Annotated in this window: 17 protein-coding genes and 1 tRNA gene; 2 read left to right on the forward strand and 16 right to left on the reverse strand. The window is 42.2% G+C overall.

The window, feature by feature from the left end; all coding sequences use genetic code 11:
• Positions 1–47: 47 nt before the first annotated feature.
• From ACT7WV_RS01540 to ACT7WV_RS01580, 9 genes are all read right to left on the reverse strand, one after another.
• The gene (locus tag ACT7WV_RS01540; protein ID WP_445101203.1) at positions 48–2,303 is read right to left on the reverse strand and encodes a hypothetical protein; all 2,256 of its coding nucleotides are present in this window, start codon (positions 2,301–2,303) and stop codon (positions 48–50) included.
• Positions 2,296–3,894 carry an SAM-dependent methyltransferase gene (locus ACT7WV_RS01545; RefSeq protein WP_445101204.1) on the reverse strand — a complete coding sequence of 533 codons (1,599 nt, stop codon included), beginning with the start codon at positions 3,892–3,894 and terminating at the stop codon, positions 2,296–2,298. Before ACT7WV_RS01545 ends, ACT7WV_RS01540 begins: the two co-directional genes overlap by 8 nt.
• A gap of 219 nt (positions 3,895–4,113) precedes the next feature.
• The gene (locus ACT7WV_RS01550) at positions 4,114–5,325 is read right to left on the reverse strand and encodes an amino acid ABC transporter permease (protein WP_445101205.1); all 1,212 of its coding nucleotides are present in this window, start codon (positions 5,323–5,325) and stop codon (positions 4,114–4,116) included.
• Positions 5,326–5,332: 7 nt separating this feature from the next.
• Positions 5,333–6,535: an amino acid ABC transporter permease gene (locus tag ACT7WV_RS01555; protein ID WP_445101206.1), complete on the reverse strand. Its 1,203-nt coding sequence runs from the start codon at positions 6,533–6,535 to the stop codon at positions 5,333–5,335.
• 9 nt (positions 6,536–6,544) lie between these two features.
• The gene (locus ACT7WV_RS01560) at positions 6,545–7,606 is read right to left on the reverse strand and encodes an amino acid ABC transporter substrate-binding protein (RefSeq protein WP_445101207.1); all 1,062 of its coding nucleotides are present in this window, start codon (positions 7,604–7,606) and stop codon (positions 6,545–6,547) included.
• Positions 7,607–7,795: 189 nt separating this feature from the next.
• Positions 7,796–8,008 carry a hypothetical protein gene (locus ACT7WV_RS01565; RefSeq protein ID WP_445101208.1) on the reverse strand — a complete coding sequence of 71 codons (213 nt, stop codon included), beginning with the start codon at positions 8,006–8,008 and terminating at the stop codon, positions 7,796–7,798.
• Positions 8,009–8,313: 305 nt separating this feature from the next.
• Positions 8,314–8,386: transfer RNA gene (locus tag ACT7WV_RS01570), tRNA-Ala, on the reverse strand.
• Between the two features lie 85 nt (positions 8,387–8,471).
• Entirely contained in the window at positions 8,472–9,200 is a 729-nt protein-coding gene (locus ACT7WV_RS01575) for an HAD family hydrolase (RefSeq protein WP_445101209.1), read from the reverse strand.
• Between the two features lie 9 nt (positions 9,201–9,209).
• Positions 9,210–10,100, reverse strand: a complete 891-nt coding sequence (locus ACT7WV_RS01580) for a class I SAM-dependent methyltransferase (RefSeq protein WP_445101210.1) — start codon at positions 10,098–10,100, stop codon at positions 9,210–9,212.
• A 329-nt stretch (positions 10,101–10,429) separates the two neighbouring features.
• On the opposite strand from ACT7WV_RS01580, the gene ACT7WV_RS01585 reads away from it, so the two are divergent.
• Positions 10,430–11,611 carry an RtcB family protein gene (locus ACT7WV_RS01585; protein ID WP_445101211.1) on the forward strand — a complete coding sequence of 394 codons (1,182 nt, stop codon included), beginning with the start codon at positions 10,430–10,432 and terminating at the stop codon, positions 11,609–11,611.
• Positions 11,612–11,957: 346 nt separating this feature from the next.
• Here the strand turns inward: ACT7WV_RS01585 and ACT7WV_RS01590 are convergent, their stop codons facing one another.
• Entirely contained in the window at positions 11,958–13,199 is a 1,242-nt protein-coding gene (locus tag ACT7WV_RS01590) for an IS701 family transposase (RefSeq protein ID WP_445101212.1), read from the reverse strand.
• Between the two features lie 969 nt (positions 13,200–14,168).
• Between ACT7WV_RS01590 and ACT7WV_RS01595 the strand changes: the two genes are divergently transcribed.
• Entirely contained in the window at positions 14,169–16,766 is a 2,598-nt protein-coding gene (locus tag ACT7WV_RS01595) for a sensor domain-containing protein (protein ID WP_445101213.1), read from the forward strand.
• A 239-nt stretch (positions 16,767–17,005) separates the two neighbouring features.
• Here ACT7WV_RS01595 and ACT7WV_RS01600 read toward each other — a convergent pair whose 3' ends face one another.
• The 6 genes from ACT7WV_RS01600 to ACT7WV_RS01625 form a co-directional block, all read right to left on the reverse strand.
• Positions 17,006–17,872 carry a phosphate ABC transporter ATP-binding protein gene (locus ACT7WV_RS01600; protein ID WP_445101214.1) on the reverse strand — a complete coding sequence of 289 codons (867 nt, stop codon included), beginning with the start codon at positions 17,870–17,872 and terminating at the stop codon, positions 17,006–17,008.
• Positions 17,833–18,744 (reverse strand): phosphate ABC transporter permease PstA, encoded by a 912-nt coding sequence (gene pstA / locus ACT7WV_RS01605; RefSeq protein ID WP_445101215.1) that lies wholly within the window; start codon positions 18,742–18,744, stop codon positions 17,833–17,835. Before pstA ends, ACT7WV_RS01600 begins: the two co-directional genes overlap by 40 nt.
• Positions 18,737–19,591 (reverse strand): phosphate ABC transporter permease subunit PstC, encoded by an 855-nt coding sequence (pstC, locus tag ACT7WV_RS01610; RefSeq protein ID WP_463424136.1) that lies wholly within the window; start codon positions 19,589–19,591, stop codon positions 18,737–18,739. Before pstC ends, pstA begins: the two co-directional genes overlap by 8 nt.
• Entirely contained in the window at positions 19,572–20,444 is an 873-nt protein-coding gene (locus tag ACT7WV_RS01615) for a phosphate ABC transporter substrate-binding protein (RefSeq protein ID WP_463424205.1), read from the reverse strand. Before ACT7WV_RS01615 ends, pstC begins: the two co-directional genes overlap by 20 nt.
• A gap of 186 nt (positions 20,445–20,630) precedes the next feature.
• Complete coding sequence (gene arsS, locus ACT7WV_RS01620; RefSeq protein ID WP_463424137.1) at positions 20,631–21,644, reverse strand: arsenosugar biosynthesis radical SAM (seleno)protein ArsS; 1,014 nt, start codon at positions 21,642–21,644, stop codon at positions 20,631–20,633.
• A 206-nt stretch (positions 21,645–21,850) separates the two neighbouring features.
• Positions 21,851–22,969, reverse strand: coding sequence for a formylglycine-generating enzyme family protein (locus ACT7WV_RS01625; protein ID WP_445101218.1), 1,119 nt, complete (start codon positions 22,967–22,969; stop codon positions 21,851–21,853).
• Positions 22,970–23,604: the final 635 nt, after the last annotated feature.

Genomic DNA, 23,604 nt, shown 5'->3' on the forward strand with positions numbered 1-23,604 from the left:
GATGGGAGACATTAGGTACTAAGTAGAACTGATTTATTCTTTTGAAATTAGCTTTTTGTGTCCGATTTTCCTGGTGTTCGTGGTGATTTTTGAATAGGTTCAGAGGTCGAATTTGTTTCAGAACTTCTTTTTGGTGTAGTAGATTTTAGAATAATTTGATCGACCGTCTTCAACATTAGAGTCGTGTCATCAAAATAGTAAGCAAAGTTTGGTTTATTTTCTACATCTTCACTTTTACATTCTACAAGTCCAGAAATCTCTAAAGTCTTACCTATCATTTTTTTGACTTTGCATAATTCTTTATTATCATTAACTAATTGTTCGGTTAAATTGTTATAAAGCCTTTTTAGCAATGATTTCTGGTATTTTTCAATTAAATCTATATCACCAGAAGCAACAGTTAAAACTCTACGAACCGTCCATTGCAGAATCTTGAATTGATTGTAGTCAAAGCTTTCACTTTGGGCATCAAAAACATGGTCGAATATCTTTTCTAACTCTTCTCCTTTTGACTCTAAGGAACCATTTCCATTTCCTTGCTTCTTACAATAAATTTTATATCTAATACTTTTTGCTAAAGGAGGTTGGATAGGTTTATTCTCTTTGTCTATTATTTGGGGTAAATCTTGTTCTTTATTATCAGGATGTTTGTCCATTAAATAAGCAGTTATTTTTGCTTTAAAATCATTAGATTTTTTATGAGTTATAATACGTTGACCTGCTTCAATGGCTAATTGTTCGGTATTACAATGATTACTACCCGATACAAAGTTGTCAGGTGTTTCTTTTCCTCCGTCTCCATGTCCTAAGAGATGACACCATTCTTGATCGGGTTTAGAATTATCCGATGTATATTTTTCATCATTCTTTAAAACAGCATCGCGCAATTCATTAGCAGATAAATATTTTTTTGCTACTGATAATAATTCTGTATTATCTTGTTTTTTAAGTTTAAATTCTTCACCTTCTCCTAAGAGTAAGAGATAATCTCCCATTACAGAACCTGCTGACTCTCTTTCCTTAGAATTACTCTTAAGGTCTTCACCTGGTGTAGTGTCATTCGTTTTATCTCTAGTCCCCTTTTTTTTCTTTCTCAAAGGATCGGGATCGTCCTTTTTACCATTCTCTGACCTACTTTTTCCAGTCTTGAATTTACTTTTGAAGCTAGAAGAAATTTCATCGTTATAAGTTACTGGTAGTTTTGGTTTTTCTGGTTTATTTTTTTGCCTTGATTTTTTTAGTTTTCCATTTTCTTTTTCCCTATAGTATTGAATTTCACTTTGCATATTTTTTTTTGTTTTCTTCTTATTCTTAATTTGCTGTTCATTTGACACAGACGAATCATTAATTTTATTAATCAAATCATTCTTATTCCAAGGGGTATTAGTTGGGCAATAGAATTCATCACTACATGAATCTTTATATTTTTCGATATGTAACCCTAATGCAACGCTAAATAATTTATTACCAGTCCAACAGTAATTATTATCTTCAACTTCATCAGCACGCATTGCTCCATTTATTGGACGCGATCTAGATACATTTTTGTCTTCAACTATCTCAAAATTTACACCATAAAGTTTGCTATCAAGACAGAAATAAAAATAAGTATCGCTCTCTTTGTTTTCTGCTTGTTTATCTATTAGGGTTAACGTCTCATCTTGTAAAGACAACATCTTTTCATGATCTTTCTCGTACCAAATTATAGGAGCATTTTTATAAAACCTAAATTCTATTTTTTGAGGATTTGAGTCGGTTTTATAAGTAAATGTAAATTGTTTGATTCTATCTCGGATGCTCGGGTTTCGATTTTTTATTCTACTTGTATTCAGAAAATGGCAATTTTCGTCTGTAAAGCTTTGGTAGTTCCCGTTTTTTTCGGGTTGGTCTTTTACTTCATGTTTGAATGCCAACCTAAATACATCATAATTAAGCCAAAATCCTACTAATGGGGAAAGGTAACTATATAGAGACTGAACTACAAAATCATCCCCAACTACTTTTTTATTTGTTGGAAACTGTTGAAAATTATACCCTTCAAAATCTTCTTGTACGATTTCGTCAGCAGCCGTAAAAATTATTCCTAACCAATCATTTACCTCAAGCTTTGAAACATCTTCGCTTTCTAGAAATCCTAATTGAGTCTTATTGATTTTTGATATTTCATTTGATATTTTAATTGTACATTGACAATGATCGCTGTCATTCTCACACTTGCATACTTCAGAACCTATAAGTTCTTTAAGTAAGTTGCAATAATATTCAGCCCTATTCTTCAAAAATACATTTATTTTTTCATTCATTTTCAATAACTTCCTTTGAATTTAAAATTTCTTGTTTTAACTGCAAAGCATCAAAATTATCTTGATTCCCACTTAAAATCAAATCCAAATAACCCAAGGATGCTTGAGTCTGATTCACTTGCTGATGACATAAAGCCAGATTAAAATAAACACATTCATCTGCACCATAAACTTGAATCGAACGTTCAAAGAAAGGAATAGCTTTACCCTGATAGCCCATTCTCGCTAACAAAGAACCAATATAAAATGCGAGGTCATGTTCTTCCTGCAACGGGTAATATTGCTGCCATATTTTTTGAATAACTTCATAGAAACTCGCCCTTTCCCAAGAAGTTGCTTTAGGTAATAATTCCAGCAATACCTCATAACAACCAATTAGGATATTTGCATCCCACCGACTCAATCGCAAAAGTCCTACAATCTGCTGTAAACTCAAATCCTCATAATTCTTCTCCGCCCCCTTCTTAATAGCAAAAAAATCATCGGGTCCAAATTCAACAATATGTTTTTGATAAGCCCGTTTTGTCTGTCGAAAACTCTGAGAGTGTTGACCCCACAAAAACGCCATAATATTGAGACTGCTATGAACGTGGGGAACTTTTAACACTGTCGCTCCCATTCCTTCCCCATAGGTACTCAAAGCATGATAATTAACCGATAGGGAAAAACAAAACTTGCCATGTTTCATCAATGACGGTTTTCTTCGCCCTTCAAACGCCTCAATACGACTCTGCCCCTTATCCCCCGACAAAAACATAAATCTTCCTTGGGAAAGAGTTTGTAGATTTTCCAGACATTGTAATGCTCCAGTAGGGAATAAAAACGCCCCTTGGTTTAAAGCTGCGGGATACAGCTTCAACACTTGATTCCAAATATCTCGCTTGTAATAATCTTTTCTACAAGTTTGAAGATGATATTGCACTTCAACATCTTCTAAATTCAATAACTGTTCGGTAACAGTTTCTTCTTTATCATCTGTCAAAGACACCAAACACTCGTATAGTTGCCCATCCTTAACTTCAAACAAGTCATTGGGAATACAATCAAATAAATAGTTGCCAATTACTGCAATCCCATTGGGTGGAGTCTTAGCACTAAGGGTTTCCCCCGAAACCAAAAGCTGGAGAGATGTATCCCGACAAGCATCAAACAAGGCAAAATCCAATAACCCCTGTTCCACAAAAGGAATTAACTGTTCGTGTTCTTGCCAAAATTGAATGTTAGCAGGAGCAATATCTGCCATTACGTAACGCACCTGGGGTTGAACGGGTAGATGTTCGTAACGTTCTGAATATTCTTGCCAAAATTGTTTGAGAAAGTGAAAAGCAAATCGCCCCGAACCAGCACCTAATTCCAAAATATAAAAGGGTTGGTTTAAGTTGCCATTAGGAGTTTGTTGCAAAATATCGTCTAGATAACCAAACACCACCTGAGTATAAGCATGGGCAATAAAGGGATTCGATGTGATATAACTGGGTACAATATTCTGTCGCCAAGCGGAAACCCCATGCTGGATAAAATACTCCCGTTGCGACTGCCACAGAGGAGAATGAGAAAGAGGAGTTAGTTTAAGTTTTACTCTTTGCTTCATGGGGAGGGTTGAATTTTCCATGAGCTAAAAAGAGAAGTCTTATTTTTATTTGATAGATAGGTAGTGCAGAAGAGTTTATCAAAATCAGAGTTATCCCCAAATGTAGTGGTGATACCAAATCCGGGTTGACTACCCCCTTTATCAAGAAGGATAATCGGCTTTGAAGCGATCGCTTCCGATGACGAACTTCATCAAACAGCCAGGAGGCTACAGCAATTGCTAGCGTTGTTCAACGTTTAATCGCTTCTCTAAATCGCGACTTGCCCAAGACATACCGTAGCAGAAGACCCAGTAAATTAGACCAATAAATAAATAAACTTCGGCATAACGCCCTAAAAATTGGGGCTGTGCCAAAATCGAACGCGCGATCCCTGTTAACTCCAATAAACCAAACAGTGCCAGTAGAGATGTATCCTTAAATAACCCAATAAACTGACCCACAATTGCTGGAATAACCGCTTTTAGCGCTTGGGGTAAAACAATCAGCCAGACTACCAGTGCTGGATTTAATCCTAAAGCCTGTGCCGCTTCAGCTTGTCCCCTAGGTACAGCTTGCAGTCCGCCACGTACATTTTCTGCTAGGTAAGCTGCACTAAACAAAACTAATCCTGCGATCGCTCGAACTACCCGATCCATCCGCTCAAATTCTGGTGGCAAGAATAACGGCAGCATTACTTGAGCTAAAAACAAAATACCAATTAGGGGCAACCCGCGAATCACTTCAATATAAAGGATGCAAAACCAGCGCACTACAGGCAGAGTGCTTTGGCGTCCCAGTGCCAGCAAAACACCCAGAGGAAAGGAAAGAACAATACTAAAGAGTGCCGTGATTAACGTCAGCAGCAAACCGTTCCAGACACTGGTTTCTGTCGGTTCTAGACCCAAACCTCCCTTAACCAGCCATAAAATAACGATAAATAAGCAAGCCCACCCCAAGGGCAGCCAACTGCTAATTTCTGGACTGAAAAACTGCCTTCCCAGCAAAAAGCCAGCAACAGTGGTTGCAATAACCGCCGCCATCCACAGGCGTGGCATGAGTTCCACAGGTAGCAGGAGTGCTGCAGCAATAGCAACACCAAGGACTAACAAGAGAGTGCGCTTCCCAGTACGGCTGTTGTACTGAAAACTACCTATAGTTAGACCCACTAACCCAGCAATCATCACTAGAGAAAGCCAAAGCCGCCAGTAAAGTGCCTGAGGAAAGCGACCAACAAAGAACAAGGGCAAGTTGGCTTCAATAACTGCCCACTGGGCTACACCGAAGATCCAGCCAAGTAAACCTCTCAATCCTAGAATGATTACACCTAGACAAATAATCGTCAGAATGACGTTATACCAGGTACTAAACAGATTAGTTCGCAACCATTCCCATACAGAGAGGGAAGGGGTAGCCGGAGGAACACTTGGGGATAGATGATCCGTATCTGCCACGCTTAGCTTACCTCTCCTTAATTTGCACTTGCTGGTTGAAGAGATTCATTAGTACGGAGATGGTTAGGCTGATTGTGAGGTAGGTAACCATAATTAACAACATGACTTCAACAGCCCTACCTGTCTGGTTAAAGGTGGTAGAGGCAACAAAATAAATGTCGGGGAAACCGATCGCGATCGCTAAACTAGAATTTTTGGCTAAGTTGAGATACTGACTTGTCAGTGGAGGAATAATTACTCTCAACGCTTGGGGCAAAATCACCAGTCGCATTAGCTGACCTGATTTTAATCCTAAGGCGCTTCCTGCTTCCCTCTGACCTTGGGGAACTGACTGAATTCCCCCTCTGACAATCTCGGCGATGAAGCTGCCAGTATAAACTACCAGTCCAACGAGGATGGTGCAAAATTCTGGAGTTAGCCGTAATCCGCCCTCTAGTTGTGCAGCATCGTTCATTTGGGGCAGACTGAAGAGGAATGGCCCTGTCTTGGTAATAATTAAAGCTAGCAGAACGGCGCAGAGAAACACTCCAGATGCCCACAGCACGGGGAAACTGGGGCGACCTTGCTCGACCATCATCTGCGATCGCCAACGCCAGCCCCCAAGTGCCGCCACAACTCCCACCCCCAGCAACACTAACCAGATAGCTGTGGCTTGATGGCTGGAAAACCAGGGAAGAAACACACCGCGATTAGAGAAAAAGATTCTACCTGGTAGTGCGATCGCTTTCTCTACAGGCGGTAGTTTTAAGAAAACGGCAAAGTACCAGAAGAAAAGTTGCAGCAGTAAAGGTAAGTTACGAAATATCTCAACATATACTAAGGCAAGCTTCCGTAGTAGCCAGTTATCGGAGAGACGGGCAATTCCTGCTACTAAGCCGATAATTGTCGCGAAAATCAGCCCCAGCCCTGTTACCTTTAAGGAGTTAATCAACCCGACCAAGAGCGCCCTAGCATAGCTACTGGAACGGTCGTAGGCAATCGAACTCTCACCAATATCGAAGGACGCTTGGGAATCTAAGAAGTCAAATCCTAGCTCGATGTTTAATCGCCCTAAGTTATAGAGGAGATTGTCGGTGAAGATTGCCACCACGCTGACTAGCACAACGATAGCAATTACCTGTCCGGCAATTTTCCAGAATCGGACATCCCGTAGCAACTGTCTCCAGTTGATGCCATTGTGGGTGTTGCCTGGTTGAGGTAACCTACTCATTGGCTGACTTTAGCGGAACGGTGGTGCATACATTAAACCACCATTTTCCCAGATGTCGTTCTGGCTCCGTTCCAATTTAAATGGCGTGTTAGCACCGAGGTTACGCTCGTAAATCTCGCCGTAGTTGCCGACTTTTCTAATGGCACGTGCCATAAAATCGTTAGACAGACCTAAGCCTTTACCTAAATCTCCTTCTGTCCCCAGTAATCGCTTGACTACTGGATCATTGCTATTAGCAAATTGGTCAATGTTCTGGGAGTTAATTCCCTGTTCTTCTGCCTCGATCAGGCCGAAGATTACCCACTTCACTGTATCAAACCATTGGGAATCGCCGTCTTTAACTGCTGGTGCTAGAGGTTCTTTTGACATCACTACCTTAAGAACTTCATGGTTATCAGGATTCGGTAGCACACTACGGCGAGATACTAACTGAGAGCGATCGCTCGTAACACCTTCGCAGCGATCTTGCGCATAGGCTTCGTAAGTGGCGTTGACATCTTCAAAGACAATGGGTGTGTACTTGACGCCTAGTTTACTCATCTGGTCTGCTAGGTTCTGCTCATTGGTGGTTCCCGTCTGAACGCAGACTGATTTCCCCTCAAAGCCTTTCAATTCGGTGATGCCGGAACCTTTTTTCACCATCATTCCCTGACCGTCGTAAAATACGGTAGGCGCAAACTCTAGACCTACAGAAGTATCACGGCTGATCGTCCATGTCGTATTACGGCTAAGAATATCTATTTCGCCTGATTGCAATGCTGTAAATCTCTCTTTGGCATTAAGGTTGCGAAACTCTACAGCTTCTGGATCATCAAACATTGCTACAGCTATAGCACGGCAGATATCTACATCTAGTCCAGAGTAATTACCCTGCTGCTCCACATAGCTAAAACCAGGTAAATTTCCACTAACTCCACACAGAATTTTGCCACGTTCTGTCACTTTATTAAGCAAGCTCGACCCTGAGGCGCTGCCTCCTTGAGCTGAGGTATCGCCAGAACGGCTTCTACAAGCTGCTAGAGGAGCTACAAAAATCATGACCGCTAGCAGCAACCAACTCCATTTACGCATAAACGCTTTTTTACTTCCACTATTACCATAACGAATACACTTTAACCTGTTAGCTAGCAGCAGATTTACTAGAAAAATTCGGTGTATTCTAGTGTGTTTTATTGTTGTTAAAATGCTAGCAAACCAGAAAATTAAGCAATCTACGGTACTATCAGTCGCTGTTAATTCTGAGAATCACTGTTACTTAATTTAATAGCGTTGCTGAGCTAGATCTCGAATTAAAGATAGCCGATTGTAAAGATAGTCATTCAGGATGTGAATTTCCTCGTGATTCAGTGTCCTCTCTTGTTTAAATTGCTGCAGCAGGGACTGCACCAGGCTGGCATCATCCAATTTCAGCAAAAGATTGGCTTGAGTCTTCTCAATTAAAGACCATAACTGGCGCAGCATTGTAGGATTCATGAAATCTCCTGAATAGATCAAAGTAGGCGCATTAGGGGAGCTACGAGAAAACTGATTTTATAGTCCCGTATCGTGATTTAGTTTAGAACATTAGCTTACTTTTAGAGTTCTTTAATAATTTATTCATTTTTTTTAAGATACCCGAATCTAGAAATTCCAGAGGCGAAATCACGCAATATGATACAAGAGTTACCAGACCCTTAACAAAGGGATGAATAACTTGACTTAAAAATCAGGATAAATTGACGATATTGTGGTAAGTTCTTTCTTGGAAAATTACCTAAAACTAAGGTTAAAAGCGATTATGGAGAATACGGGATTCGAACCCGTTACCTCTGCGGTGCGATCGCAGCACTCTACCAATTGAGCTAATTCCCCATACCATGCAAGAATATTTTAGCATTCAGAGCCTACTAGTCTCTCCCACTTAGGGGTAGTCATAGAGGCTGAATTGACTGTATCTTCAACCTAACCTTCTCGTTTGTTGAGGCAGCTTTTGCTGATAAAGCTGCTGCACTCGATCTAGTTCTAACTCGTGAAGGTAATCTACAGTCCAATTTGCCTGACGCTGAAGCATGTGAAAGGGATAGGTATTTGCCACGCCTACTACTGACATTCCAGCTCGTTTAGCAGCTTCGATCCCTGCGAAAGTATCTTCAATAACCAGACATTCAGAGGCTTGCGCCCTCAGTTCAGGATACTTTTGATTTAGTCTTTCTACGGCGAGAAGATAACCATCTGGTTCTGGTTTACTAATCGTTACATCTTCTCCAGTAACCATTACCGTAAAATTTTGTGCTAATTTAGCGCTACTGAGCACCAACTCTACCTCCTCACGAGTTGCCCCAGTAACAATACCCATCGGCAATCGAGCAACACGAATTTTGAAAATCAAATCCTCTAAACCAGGATAGATGGGCAGTTTATCTAGGGTGGCTAACTGGCGCTGATAACTTTCGCTTTTACGCTTGACTAGTTCAGTTAAGTAACTTTCCTTAACTAACCTACCCCGAAGCTTAAGTAACTCCCGCAGACAGGCGCGATCACTTCTACCCAAACAAACATCACGGTACTCATCTGCCGAGGGACGTAAATTTTCTCCGATGAGAATTTCTTCAATTAGCTGTTGGTGAATTACCTCATCATTAATAATTACGCCGTTGAAATCAAACAGAACTGCTTTTAGAGTCATGCTGCTGTACTAAAAAGCTGGGGCGGGAAAGCCATTGGAACCAAAATCTTCTAAATTGCTCTTGGTATCTACCTGAGAAGCTGACACAGCCGTATCTTTAACCGGAATAGGTTTCATTCCTTGGGTTATTTGATGTACCCACCACAAATCCTGTGTTTGCACTGTAGCAAAACCTGCTGCTCCCATCCAGGCATCAACACTACTAACAGCGTAATCCTTGATATACGGTTCTTCAAAAACTTCAGTTAGCCAATCCACTTGACGTAAAGTTTTCTGATTGCCATCGAGAATCAAGACTTGTCCTCCGGGTTTTAATAACCCGAAACATTCACGCAGAATCGATTTAGCCACTGTGGGCGGTGTCTCGTGAAACAACAAAGATGCCGAAACCAAGTCAAATGAAGCTTCGGGAAAGCCCGTTACTTCAGCATTGCCGTGATGCCACTGAATATCTAACCCGGCTCTTTGAGCTTTGTAGTTTGCCATTACCAGCATATAAGGCGACAAGTCCAAACCAACTACTTGTGCTCGGGGAAAAGCTTGCTTCAACATTAAGGTTGTCGAACCCGTGCCGCAGCCTAAGTCTAAAATCCTCTTGGGTTGTCCTTTAATAGCATCAATTAAACCTTGGCGTATCCAAGTTTCGTTTGGTGGTAAAACGTATTGAGTAATCGGATCGTAGGTGGTTGCCGCACCACCATTGAGATAGCCGCCCTCAATTCCATGGAAGTTCTGACTACTGTAATAGTGAGGATAAACTAAATCGGAGCGTCGGAAGCGATCGCTTTCGGCTTGCCAGTCTGTGCTTTCGTAAAACTGTCGCAGCTTTTCTTCATCAATCAAGCTTCTGACAATCGGTGATAAGAAACGTTCCCAAATTGTGTCCTTACGAACTGGCATGGCTTGAAACCTGTGTTGTCTTGGACTGCTGTAACACTGAGCAAAGCAAAACGACTCTACCCTTTTTACAAATCTTAAAGTAGTTTATCCCTTACACCCAGGCTTGACCAGTGGTGTCTAATTCAGATTACAGATAGGTGTTTTTTGTAGTATATTTGTAACATAAAGACTTAATGCCAGGGCAATCTCTTGTCAGTCTTGATTACTTAATTAATAGAGGCAAGTTACGCCAAAAATGACAGTAATAGGCGGTAGTTGTCGTCAAAACCGCTATCAACGCACATCTGTCATCTAGTATCTTATTCAAACGCTGTTAGAGGCTAAATTTTATGCCATACGAGAAGCTAGAAATTACCACCCCAAAGCCGGTTCTCTCTTGGGCAAATCATGCCCTTGGCTCTCAGGAAACAAAAATGGCAAAAAATGTGGCTTCGCTGCCGTTTGTCTTCAAGCATGTGGCACTGATGCCGGATGTTCATCTAGGTAAGGGTGCTCTTGTGGGTTCTGTGCTAGCTACTAAAGACGCAGTAATTCCAGCCGCCGTGGGGGTAGATATTGGTTGCGGTATGGCGGCGATTAAAACACCATTCGTTGCTAAGCAATTGGAAGGAAAACTCAAAAAAATTAGGCTGGATATTGAAGCAGCTATTCCGGTTGGCTTTGAGCAAAATAAAGACGTTGAGAAAGCGGTAACCAACTGGCAGGGTTGGGGCGATTTCAAGGAATTGCACTCAGGAGTGCAGCGTTTGGATGGCAAGGCGATGAAACAACTGGGTTCTCTCGGTGGTGGCAACCACTTTATTGAATTGTGCCTTGATAACGAAAACCAAGTTTGGTTGATGCTACACTCTGGTTCGCGCCATATCGGTAATATGCTTGCTCAATGCCACATTAGCACTGCCAAAGAATTAGCAAAGTTGGCTCAATATCGTCTACCTGACCCAGATTTGGCTTACTTTGTGGCTGGGACATCGGAATTTGCGGCTTACTGGCGCGATTTACAGTGGGCGCAGAATTACGCTCGTTGCAACCGCGAGATTATGATGACTCGTTTCCAGCGAATTGTAGAAAAGCATCTTACCGGTGGCAAGCAGACTAAACCTCTACTATCAGTGAACTGTCATCATAACTATGCTGAGAAGGAAGTACACTTCGGCGAAGAAGTCTATCTTACCCGTAAAGGTGCAGTGAGGGCACGTGAAGAAGACTATGGCATTATCCCTGGTTCGATGGGGGCAAAGTCTTTTATTGTTAAGGGCAAGGGTAATCATGAAAGCTACTGTAGCTGCTCCCACGGTGCTGGTCGTTTGATGTCTCGCACTAAGGCAAAGAAGCAGTTCACATTGGATGATTTAGTTGAGCAAACTCAGGGCATTGAGTGTCGTAAGGATAGAGGCGTTTTAGACGAAATACCAGGTGCTTACAAGTCGATTGATCAAGTAATGAGTAATCAATCTGACTTAGTGGAGGTTGTGGCTCAGCTTAAACAAGTTGTCTGCGTTAAAGGTTGAGTAAGTAACACCATCAGAATTTTGCCTAAGTTAAGTAGTAAACTATTTTCCCTCTCAATTTCGTCATCCGCCATCTAGGTTTCATGCTTCACTAAAAACTAAACCCTACCTTTTACGGCTAGGGTTTAGTTTTTTCGATGACTGTAAGAAAAATTATTGGATAAGACTTATGGTATTTTCTAATTTTAGAGTAATTAAAAATAATGCTTTTTCTCTTATCCAGAGATAGTTGCTAAGCGTGTATCTATGTATCTCAAAGAATAACAATACCCTCTATAAAGATTTGAAAACAACCTAAATATTGCCCATTTATTGTTAAAGATGCCTAGTGGGACTTAGACAGATTTCAAGCCCAAACAAAGCCCAAAGCAGCTTTGTGAGCAAAGAATACGTCCCGATTGTGGTTCAACCACTCCATAAAACGGAAAGACATCGCTGTCCGAAACGCCTCTAATGCTTCAGTAAAGGTGTTTAAAGGTTTCGATGCCCAACGCCGTCTTAATCCTCCGGTTAAAGTGTGCCATAAAATAAATGTATAGGCACAAAACACAAGCATGAAATGTCTTATCAGGCTTCTATAATCTCTGACTTGATATTCAGATAAACCCAACCAGCCTTTGGCTTCCCGATAGAAAACTTCTACCCAATTTCTTTGAGAGTAGGTAGTTACTATCCAATCGGCTGTGGCTTTTGTTGATTCAACATTGGTAATAAAATAGTCAACATCACTAGCTTGGTCGAAGGTTGAGGCATTCATGACGATAGCAATTGTTCTCTTTCCTTCAAGCTGTGAGAGTTCAACTTCTACAGGAGCCACCCAAACGGTTTTCAGTTTATCTAGATTGATTTGAACAGGGGTAAAATCTTTTGGCGACAAGGATTCGGCTAACTTATCTAGGCGAATCTCTTCTCGTTGACTTATCCCTATTTCAATTATCACCTTACGGTTTTTGGCTAATCCTCCTATATACTTGAGTTTCCTTTTTTCCAGTTCCAGCAAAAACGTTGTGTTATTTCCATACCCAGCATCAATTAATACGATACCCGGTCGATATCCTCTGTTCATGCTGCGGTCAATTAATGCTAAGCCTAACTCCGGCTTTTTCTGGAATTCAATATCTTTTTTTCCTTCAGCTAAAGAACTAGCGTGTTGAGATAACTCTATATCTAACGGTAGGCTTTTTTTCCCATCATATAGATGAGTTGTTACCACTACTATTCCGTTGTCTGTCTTCCCGATTTCTCCAATGTACTGTCGTCCTACTCCCGCCGTGAAATTGCCACTTTTCCTATGTCCTGAGTCATCTACAATTAACGTGAATCCTCTACTTATTCGGGTTGGGCTACACTGATTCATCACCAGTAGACGCCGCTCATTTACCTGTTGAGCATTCCAGGGGGCTTCCGTTAAAAAATGATGTAATCGGTGGTAAGTCACTCCCACCGCGTTATCCGCCATTTGAGACAGGTTTTTTCCTTCACTTTCCCCTAATAATCCCCCAATATAGTTCCTAAACTCCCTTTTTTGCGCTTGATGTCTCCAGACATCATCAAAGCGTTTGCACCATCTATCGAAGCAAGGAGGCATGGCGGCGGGGGTTGTCTCTTTCCTGTCTTACACTCTAATGTCAAATGGCTGCCATGCCTAAATTATACCTTTATTAACTCTTTATTTTCGTTTAAGTCCCGCTAGGAAATGAAGGAATGAGACAACTTTGATCAATCGAGGGGATAAAAAAAGACCAAACTAGGCTGTTATTATCAAATTTTTCTGAAGATTGCTGGTAATATTGGCAATTATTGTAATTCATTGGTTACGGTAATCGAGTTAAGTCAATTGTTTTGAGCAAAACTCAACATTTGGCATTAAAATTTACAAAAAAGTTTCTGATACACTAAGCAGCAAGTAGTAATGCATAAATATAGCAAATTGAAGTAAAATAGAGCTTATAAAAATGTCAAACATGTGCTTCAGGTGCGACATTTAAGCCTGAGTAAGTCTACTAATCGGTTACACAAAGCTAGGGTGTTTGAGACTAATTAATAAATTCGGGTAATTTTATCGGGTTTCTAGCTAATGGGTTTTAAGCTCAGTGTGACAATCTAGAAATACAGGCAAGTAGGCACTATGCTTTGAGAGTTGCATCTCCAGCTACGCATTTACCAAGCGGAACAAGTTATGCTTTTAGGTAGTTTTCTAGCTTTGTGCTGAATTTTCCTAAAAGCCAATGGCTAAAACCCTCAGAGCAGATCCGTAATAATCCTACATAATTAGCCTTCAGAAAATTGACGTCATAAGCTTTGAGAAATCGACGTCAGTTCCAGCAATGGTAGTGAGGTTAATTACTAAAGCTTGCTAATAGCGTTTATTTGCAAATTGTTGGAACGTCGATTCTTTGAGGGATTACATATGCTAAAAGAGCATTACTATCTCATGAAACCAGAATTGTTTTGGTTACAAGTTAACTTGGATTCAATAGTCTCCTTATTCTATTATTTGATTGCCATTTTACTCACTTTGTTAATTGGTCGATTGCTAAAAATTAATGAGCGACTAATGAAACTAATGGCTACCGCAGTGAGACTATCAAAATTATTGACAAAGCGTCAACAAAGTTGGGAACAGCTACGCCAAGAAAGAGACATAGTCAAAACTTTAATTGAAACCAGCTCAGCTTTTTTTGCTGTGGTTGCTGCCGACGGCAAAACACTTATGATGAATCAAGGATTTCTTGACGCTCTAGGCTACACCTTCAACGAGGTTGTAGAAAGCGATTACCTATCAACTTTCATTGGGGAAGCCGACCGGAAAAAATTCTCTAGTACTTTCGTCCAGATGCGAAATCAGGCTTCTGAGGAAGAAGCGAGATCGCCAATACTCAACCAAAGTTGGGTATTGACTAAGGATGGTCGAAAACTTTTGGTAGAGTGGCGTAGCCAGCCTGTATTCAAAAAAAATGGCGGACTTAACTTGTTTTGTTATGCCGGGATTGATATTACTCAACACAGGCAATTAAAAGAAGATTTGCAACATAATAAACAACGATATTGTGCCATTGTTGAAGAGCAAACAGAACCAATTTGTCGGTTTTTGTCCGATGGCACTCTGACATTTGTTAACAACGCGTATTGTCGCTACTTTAACAAAACTCGTGATCAACTAATTGGTCACAGTTTCTTCACCCTGATTCCTGCCGAATATCGCGATAAATTGCCACACCATATCGCCAACTTGAGCCTGAAAAACCCAGTCGCCACTAGAGAATATCGTCTGATAATGTCTAATGGAGATATTCGCTGGCAGCAGTGGACTGATAGGATAATTTTTGAAGAATCGGCTCATTATCCTGGTTCTCATTCTCTGCAACCAACTTCGCTTGCTTTAACCAAAACAGGGGAAGAAAATAGCTACCTCCTAGAGTTTCAGTCAGTGGGACGAGACATTACAGAGCGAAGATTTGCTGAGCAAGAGACTGCTCGGTTGGCCTCTTTTCCCTTACTCAACCCTAATCCTGTGGTTGAAACAGATTTAGAGGGTAACGTTAAGTATCTTAATCCTGAAGCGATGCAGATATTACCTAATCTACAGGAAACTGGTTTCGAGCATCCGTTTCTGGCAGGAGTTTTATCGATGGCAAAGATATTGCAACAGGAAGGCTCTCTGCGCAGGGAGGTAAAAATCGGAAAAGTTTATTACGAACAAGTGCTGCACTATCTGCCAGAAATCCAGTGCTTTCGCATTTACGCCTTTGACATTACCGAGCGCAAACAGGCAGAGGAGCAACTAATCTACAATGCTTTTTACGACCAGCTTACAGGACTTGCTAACCGTGCTCTATTCATGGATCGTTTAAAGCAAGCAGTTCAACGAGTCAAACAGAGTTCGAGGAGCCATCCCCAAAATCCGCCTTATCTGTTGGCTGTGCTATTTCTAGATCTAAATCGCTTTAAGCTGGTCAACGATAGCTTAGGAAACCAAGTTGGTGACCAATTGCTACAGCATTTTGCTAGTCGGCTTCAGAGGTGCCTAAGCTCTACCGATACACTGGCACGTCTGGGGGGAGACGAGTTTGCTATTCTTTTAGAAGGTATCCAAGATCTTAGCGCTGCCAATCGTGTAGCTGATGCGATTCAGACAACACTGAATTTGCCTTTCCGCTTTGAAGAGTCGGAAGTGTTCATGACTCTCAGCATTGGCATCGCTTTTAGTACTACCAGTGATCATCACCAATTAGGAGATGATGGCTTCTTGCAACCAGAAGACTTACTGCGCAATGCTAGTATTGCCATGTATCGCGCCAAGGCGCAAGGCAAATCTTGCTACGAAGTGTTCGATAGCACTATGCATCGCCGTATTGTAGATAGATTGCAGTTAGAGACAGATTTGCGACGAGCGGTTGAAAGGCAAGAGTTTCAGGTATATTATCAACCGATTGTCTCCCTTGCTAGTGGCAGAATTAAGGGTTTTGAGGCATTGTTACGCTGGCAGCATCCTCATCGGGGTTTGGTATCTCCCAACGAATTTATTCCTACAGCAGAAGAAACGGGACTGATTACTCTAATAGACTGGCAGACACTCAGAGAAGCCTGTAGCCAGATGAAGGCATGGCAAGAAGAATTTAGGGGCAGCCCACCTTTGACAATCAACGTCAATCTTTCTTGCAAACAGTTTACTCAACCGAATGTCTTAGAGCAAATTGACCAAATTCTCAAGGAAACAAGACTGGCGGCTAGCAGTCTCAAGCTGGAGATTACAGAAAGTGAGGTCATGGAAAACCCAGATTTGGTAAGGGCTTTGCTCCTGCAACTCAAGGAAAGAAAGATTAATTTGTGTATTGATGACTTCGGCACTGGCTATTCTTCTTTGTCTCGTTTGCAACACTTTCCGGTAAACACCCTCAAGATTGACCGCTCCTTTGTCAGCCGAATTGGTTCACTGGGTGAGAACTTAGAGATCATCCAGACGATTGTCAAGCTAGCCCGAGCCTTGAGTATGGATGTAGTGGCAGAAGGAATTGAGCTCTCAGAGCAAATATCACCACTGATTGCGATGCAATGCCAATATGGACAGGGATACTTTTTCTCTCGACCCGTAGACAAAGATGCTGCTAGATTGCTATTAAAGACACAATTGCTTCCAGAAGGAAAAATTTAACTTCGATCTCAGTTGATCTCGTCACCTCCCTTTCGGTTAGGCGATAAGATGAATTGCGAACCGGATTCTGGTGATCTAAAGAATAGGTTTAGCCCAATTAAATGCAGAAATGCAGCCTATAGAAAAAAACGATGAATTGCTGGTAATCCAAAGTTCCTATGGCTTAAAAGCTCAGTCAATGTCTTTAACAAAGAGTCTTGGAGAAACCTGCACTTACTCGCCAGAGACATGTCGGTAAGTCACCCTCTGATACCATTGACATAAGCGGCAGTTAAAGACTCCTGGGGCGTTTCAAAAATCTGCTGTACTGAACCGTGCTCAATCAATCGTCCCACTTCATTTTGAACCCAAAATAGGGCAACATAGTCAGCAATGCGTCGGGCTTGGGCAAGGTTGTGGGTGACAATCAACAGTGTGTAATTTCCTCGCAGACTAGCAATGAGATCTTCGACTAGACCACTGGAGAGGGGATCAAGAGCACTACAGGGTTCATCTAACAGGAGAACTTCCGGTTTTAAAATCAAAGCACGGGCAATGCACAAACGCTGCTTTTGACCACCAGAGAGGGAGAGGGCAGGGACATTGAGGCGATCCTTTACTTCGTCCCACAATCCCACATCCTGTAGGGTCGTTTCGATCATCTGATCAATTTCTTCCCTATTTTTTATGCCATGTTCCCGTAAAGGAAATGATAGGTTCTTCCAAATAGAAAAAGGGAAAGGATTGGGTTTTTGGAAGATCATGCCGACGCGGCGACGCAGTGCGATCGCATCAATCTGAGGATCAAGTACATCCAACGAACCCAGACGGATACTTCCTGAGACAACGGTACGAGGAATCAAATCGGTCAAGCGATTGAGGCAACTCAAGAAACTCGTCTTACCGCAGCCCGAAGGACCAACCAGTGCTGTAATACAACCACCATATATTGGCAAATTTACGTCTGTAAAAGCGGCTTTCTTACCGTAATGCAAACTTAGCTGCTTAGTCTCAATTAAAGGCACAGACGATTGCCAATTAAGGGATGATTGCTCAATTGTCTCTAGAGGTTCAGGCTCAATCACGATCAGGTAATCCTCCGATGTAACCAATGCTGAGTCATCCATGATGCTGTGCCGTTGATCAGCAACAGCAAAACTAGCAGTACTAAAGCAGAAGCGTAAGCATTAGCATCCCCACCAGCAACATTCATTGACAGATCGAAAATATGAATCGAGAGCGATCGCCCAGAATCGAGTAAAGACTCAGGCATCCGATCCACGTAGCCACTAGTAAAGATTAAAGCTGCCGTCTCAGCGATCGCACGTCCTATTCCCAATACCAATCCCACCAATAATCCAGGTGCAGCTGCTGGTAAGAGCAATTGCCAGAGTGTAGTTGTGCGCGAGATTCCTAATGCTGATGCTCCCAGTCGATAATCTGGCGGAACAGCACGAAATCCTTCTTCGGTGGCGCGGATCAAAATCGGCAACACCATGCAAGCCAGGGTCAAACCACCGGATAAAATAGAAAATCCTAACCCCAGTGTCTTCGAGAAAAAGGCATTGCCAAACAGTCCAAAGACAATCGATGGCACCCCAGCCAAAACATCCAAGCTGCGACGCACCAGCAGCCCAAAAGCACTTTCAGTAGCCGTGAACTCAGCCAATAGTACTGCCGTACCTACTCCGATGGGCAGGGAAACTGCCAGACACACGCCCAAAATCAGAACAGTTGAGACAATAATTGGCCCAATACCCCCCTCGCGTCCTGCTTTAGCTGGCTCGCTGGTGAGAAATTCCCAAGAAATTTGTCCCACACCGTGCCGGATAATATCACTCAAAATCCAGAGGAAGACAGCGGTTACAGCAAGAGCGACTGCCCAGACAATAATAGTGGGAAGTAGGGAGGGAAGATTGTCAGAGGGCTTAACCCTCCGAAAAAATGAAAGGAAACTAGATTCTGACGCCTGAGATTTAACTCCTGGCTGTTCATTCATAAATTTGCCCCTTACTCACCACTTCTGCTGCAGCGACAAGTGCCACAATCATTGCCATCAGAACCAAACCACTGACGAAAAGCGCCGAGCGATGATTTCCTGTGGCATAAGCCATTTCTAAGGCAATATTGGCAGTGAGCGTCCGCATTGGCTCAAAGAAACTTTTGGGCGTCTGCACGACATTGCCACAAACCATCAGCACTGCCATCGTTTCACCGATCGCACGTCCTGTAGCTAAAATCAAGCCAGTAAATAGTCCTGACTTGGCAGCAGGCAAAACCACACCCCGCACTGTTGCCCAACGCGAGATTCCCAGTGCCGCTGCACCCCGCAAATAGTCGGCAGGCACTTTGGCAAAACTGGCATCTGCTGTCAGGGCAATAGTGGGCAAAATCATTACTGTGAGGATGGAAATTCCGGCTAATAAGCTGGTTCCTGGTGGCTGGAGGCGTCCAATTAAGGGCACAAGCACGACTAAACCCCAAAAGCCATAGACAACAGAGGGAATCCCTGCCAATAACTCAATCAGCCGTCGGAAAACTGTGGCAATTACTGGAGGAGCATAGTACTGACAAAAAACTGCACAACAAATTCCCAATGGTGCGGCAATAACTACAGAACCGACTGTGATTAAGAGGGTGCCCCAAAGCATTGGGGTAAAGTTGTAAAATTGCTCGGCGGGATTCCAGGAAGGATCTTTCAGGAAACGCAGTAGTTCCACTTGTCGCAGAATTGGCAGCGCTTCCCCCACCAGAAATAGCATAATCAAAATCACGATGACACCCGCTACTAGAGCGAAGCAGCGAAGTATCCCGATCAGGATTGCGTCAGTTTTTGAGTGGCACAAAGTGTTGCTCTTTGACAATATCTTCCACCTGTGGAGATTGCGCGAAATCAATAAACTCTTCGTCTAACCCTTGTGGTTGGGTTTTGGTGACCAAATTAAGGGGACGGGAAAGGGGAAAAGTGCCATTCTGTACATTTTCCGTGGTAGCTGCTATCCCACTGACTGGCAGTAGCTTAATCGGAACTCCATTCGTAAGGCTGTATTCCGCTGTTCCAATTGACACATAACCAATGGCGTTAGGATTACCTGCTACTGTTTTAATCCCTTGTTCATTGTCTCCAATAATTACTTGAGCCTTAATATCACTATTCTTGAGTTTGAAGTAATCGGTAAAAAGTTCTAAGGTAGAGCGCCCCTCAGCTTTGTTGACTACAGTGATTGTTGCGTTCTTACCCCCAACTTTCTGCCAGTTGTCAACTTTGCCTGTGTAGATATCGACTACTTGTTGATCACTTAAAGACTGCACCGGATTGTCTTGGTGCAAGATAATACCAATGCCGTCACGAGCAATAGTGAAAGCCTGGAGATCCTTTTCTTCTTCTTTGAGGGAGCGAGAAACCATGCCAATGTTAGCAACTCCTTGACGAGCATCAGTAATGCCCCGAGATGAGCCTCCAGTCTGTACATCCACCCGTGCATCAGGATGCTCAGCTTCAAAGCGCTTGCCAATTTCTGAGGCTAGTGGTGCCACTGTACTAGAGCCCGTTAAGACTAGCTTGCCTTGTAATGAATCAGTTGGTAACTTTGTTACTTCCTGGGTTTGGGTGCAGGATTGCAGCCAGAGGCAAGCGGCAAAACCTAGGCAAATTTTACTTCTGCCTAGGGAAGTTACAGCCAGACTAAACACAGACATGACCACATGCAAAATCCTGTTTGAGTAAACGGTCACATTTTAACCGTTACTTAACAAAGATGTGCTAATCTCATTTATGGCACTATTAGAAATAGTTATCAGTAGAAACGGGCTGAAATCCACCCCAATGGTTGTAGTTGCAATAGGTAAAGTGGTCTTAGTCTGATACTTGACACAGAGAGGTCTTTAAATCAAGGCACCGCCACAACTAGAACCACAACCAGCGGTACAACCATAGCAGTAAGAGGCTGTGGAAATCTCCTCAATGATGTCCAAACTTCCAGCAGCTAATAACTTGCCAACCGTCAACTTTTCTCCTGCACCAGACTGGGCTGCTATACTTTCCATTTGGTTGAAATCGCAATCATAGACATTCCCAAGATAGTCAATGGAGAGTTCATTGAGACACATCAAATGCTCCAGGGTTCCTGAGTTGAAGTTACTCTCTAAAAACTTCAGGTAGGGAAGATGTAGTTTGGTTCTTTGCAAATGAAACTTGGTTCTCCCAACTGGTAAGTTGGTGATTGTAAATAACTGATTAAAGTCAAGATTAAAATGTTCTTTGAGAAACTTTTTATAGTCCTTCTCTAACTTCGCTTGATCGGGAGTTAGCGAAAAATTTTTGCTTACTGGCAGTGGTGGATTATAGACTAAATCAAGTATCAGATTAGGATTTCTCCCATACCCTAGCTGATTGAGCCATTGAATTGCCCGAATTGAATCATCATAAACGCCCTTACCTCGCATTTTGTCCACATTGTCTTCTAAATAGCAAGGTAGTGAGGCAACAACCTTAACCTGATGCTTAGCGAAATATTCTGGGATATCCTCAAATCCCAGCTCAAAATAAATGGTCAAATTTGACCTGACAATTACTTGCTTACCAGTTTTATGTGCCGCTTCTACTAAAAGCTTAAATCCATAATTCATCTCTGGTGCCCCCCCAGTTAAGTCAACAGTCCTAATTTGGGGGAATCGATGAATTAATTCTATTAGCTGTCCACAAATTTCTGGAGAAAGTTCTTCTGTCCGTTTTGGTCCAGCTTCTACATGGCAGTGAGCACAAGCCAAGTTACAGCGCTTACCTAAGTTAATTTGTAAAACTGTAATTTTATTTTTAGTTAATGGTGCTTTAACTTGGTTTTGAAAAGGCACGACAACTGGATTCGCTATGCCATTGCTAACTTGTTTTTGAACCATGTTTATCCTCGTAATCTGCATCTGTCGTGGTTGCTCTGCACTGCTACCTAAGCTCTAGTATCTACTTATTTTTTGACGGAAATATTTCCGATCATTGATGAGGGAGCTTCACTTGATAGTTGTCCAACCAAGCACAACAGATGCCATCTTGCCAACTACCCGAAGAATATGGTGAGCCGTTTGACTAACCAAAAGTTAATTAAAATTCAGTTAGATAAGTTCTTGCTGAGATTAGGGTAGTCAAGAGGCGGTGATAGCACCAACCGAAAACCGTATTGGCTATTCCTGGTGTTGGCATAGTCACTAACGCGAAAGGCTGAACGGCAGTATTTAGGATAGACGCGCCAAGATCCACCCCGCAGTAACCGACGCCGCTGATCTCCTGCGCTTTCCCAAATAGTGCCATCTGACGGCGCTCCTTGATAGTTTGAGTGCCACGGATCAGAACACCACTCCCAGACGTTGCCGTGCATATCGTATAACCCGAAAGCGTTGGCAATTTTAAAACTTCCTACCGGGGTTGTTGCACCACATTGCTTCCCATTAGAACTGAAGCCATAACTTTCTATACTGTGATGATTTGCCAATTCTGGGGTAATAGTTTTACCAAAGTTGAATGCTGTTGTCGTGCCAGCACGGCAGGCATATTCCCATTCTGCCTCGCTAGGCAGTCGATATTCCCATCCAGTTTTCCGAGAAAGCCTTGCACAAAACTCAACTGCTTCATACCAAGAAACCTGCTCTACAGGACGATCAGCCCCTTTGAATGCAGATGGATCAGGCATTAGGGGACAGCTAACTTGGGGTAGGGCTGCGACAGCTCGCCATTGAGCTTGGCTGATGGGATACTTACCCATAAAGAAGGGTTGAATTTTTACCAAGTGCTGCGGATTTTCCCGGTAAGAACGATGTTCTTCATCTTTAGGTGAACCCATCATGAATGTACCCTCAGGAATGGCAACCATTTCTATGCCAATCTCAGGGTTGGGAAGGTTCTCATAGATGCTCAAATCGATTGTTAGGCAAAACGGATCTTGGATTTCAATATTTTTGTTTTCTATACCTTGAGGATTCTCGCTAACCTTATAATGCAGATTTGCTAACTGTCTACTTCTGTTACTCAGCCACTTCATAACTAGGGTGAGGATAACTGGTTTAGGAACCTTAAATGCATCCTTTACTTTAGTAAAATCGATCTCTACTGTAGTCAGATCCGCCATCAATAAGAGGCAGGTGGCAACAGAAACTGAAGCCGGATCAATGTTTGTAGACTCAAAAGAAGCGACCATACCAGGAATTAATCTACCTCTCTTGAGGTCAGCCATTATGCACAGAAACACCCAGCTAATGAAAAATTTGCCTAAGAAGATGAGGCTGTCATCATTAGGGGATGATGCAGTTAGATTAAAAGTGTTCTTACTCATTACTGATGATTCTGGTTGCAGCCTTGACGAGCCTCTGGTTTTCCCTTGAGACTCACTGATCACCCTGATTTGGATAAAGGGAACTTAAGCCCATGCTTGGCACCTTTGCCTCAGCAATTGAAGATAATCGGAGACTATTTTGCTTAAAGCTTCCAATTATCTAGCACCTGGCAAATATTACAGTGAATTTCCTACAGCCGATTTTGGTGTAAGACACTGTTCAACAAAGAAACACAGATTGCAAGAGGCTACCCATTCTAGATTCCTATGCCGTTACACTTATCTTAAGTTAGTACTAGTTAACAAGTTACCAGCTTAATGAAATTCTTTATCAAAAATTTTGTATAAAATTTATCATATTTTTAAATTATCAATCTTCCCAGTCACCGATAAGTAAATTTAATTTACCCCTATAACCAGTACAAAGCACTAAAGTTATTTATTACCTTGTTTCCGATGGTCAGGGGGATGCTCCTAGTAAATCATCAGAAATTTTACCGACTCACTAGAAGCGTCCTCTCTGTGCTCTCCCCTTA

Source organism: Symploca atlantica LB2515, assembly GCF_052546295.1.

What these genes read in the sequence shown, in the direction of transcription:
- ACT7WV_RS01540 (WP_445101203.1), bottom strand. Translation starts at nt 2,303, where the DNA reads ATGAATGAAAAAATAAATGTATTTTTGAAGAATAGGGCTGAATATTAT.
- ACT7WV_RS01545 (WP_445101204.1), bottom strand. Translation starts at nt 3,894, where the DNA reads ATGAAGCAAAGAGTAAAACTTAAACTAACTCCTCTTTCTCATTCTCCT.
- ACT7WV_RS01555 (WP_445101206.1), bottom strand. Translation starts at nt 6,535, where the DNA reads ATGAGTAGGTTACCTCAACCAGGCAACACCCACAATGGCATCAACTGG.
- ACT7WV_RS01560 (WP_445101207.1), bottom strand. Translation starts at nt 7,606, where the DNA reads ATGCGTAAATGGAGTTGGTTGCTGCTAGCGGTCATGATTTTTGTAGCT.
- ACT7WV_RS01565 (WP_445101208.1), bottom strand. Translation starts at nt 8,008, where the DNA reads ATGAATCCTACAATGCTGCGCCAGTTATGGTCTTTAATTGAGAAGACT.
- ACT7WV_RS01575 (WP_445101209.1), bottom strand. Translation starts at nt 9,200, where the DNA reads ATGACTCTAAAAGCAGTTCTGTTTGATTTCAACGGCGTAATTATTAAT.
- ACT7WV_RS01580 (WP_445101210.1), bottom strand. Translation starts at nt 10,100, where the DNA reads ATGCCAGTTCGTAAGGACACAATTTGGGAACGTTTCTTATCACCGATT.
- ACT7WV_RS01585 (WP_445101211.1), top strand. Translation starts at nt 10,430, where the DNA reads ATGCCATACGAGAAGCTAGAAATTACCACCCCAAAGCCGGTTCTCTCT.
- ACT7WV_RS01590 (WP_445101212.1), bottom strand. Translation starts at nt 13,199, where the DNA reads ATGCCTCCTTGCTTCGATAGATGGTGCAAACGCTTTGATGATGTCTGG.
- ACT7WV_RS01595 (WP_445101213.1), top strand. Translation starts at nt 14,169, where the DNA reads ATGAAACTAATGGCTACCGCAGTGAGACTATCAAAATTATTGACAAAG.
- ACT7WV_RS01600 (WP_445101214.1), bottom strand. Translation starts at nt 17,872, where the DNA reads ATGGATGACTCAGCATTGGTTACATCGGAGGATTACCTGATCGTGATT.
- pstA (WP_445101215.1), bottom strand. Translation starts at nt 18,744, where the DNA reads ATGAATGAACAGCCAGGAGTTAAATCTCAGGCGTCAGAATCTAGTTTC.
- ACT7WV_RS01615 (WP_463424205.1), bottom strand. Translation starts at nt 20,444, where the DNA reads ATGTCTGTGTTTAGTCTGGCTGTAACTTCCCTAGGCAGAAGTAAAATT.
- arsS (WP_463424137.1), bottom strand. Translation starts at nt 21,644, where the DNA reads ATGGTTCAAAAACAAGTTAGCAATGGCATAGCGAATCCAGTTGTCGTG.
- ACT7WV_RS01625 (WP_445101218.1), bottom strand. Translation starts at nt 22,969, where the DNA reads ATGGCTGACCTCAAGAGAGGTAGATTAATTCCTGGTATGGTCGCTTCT.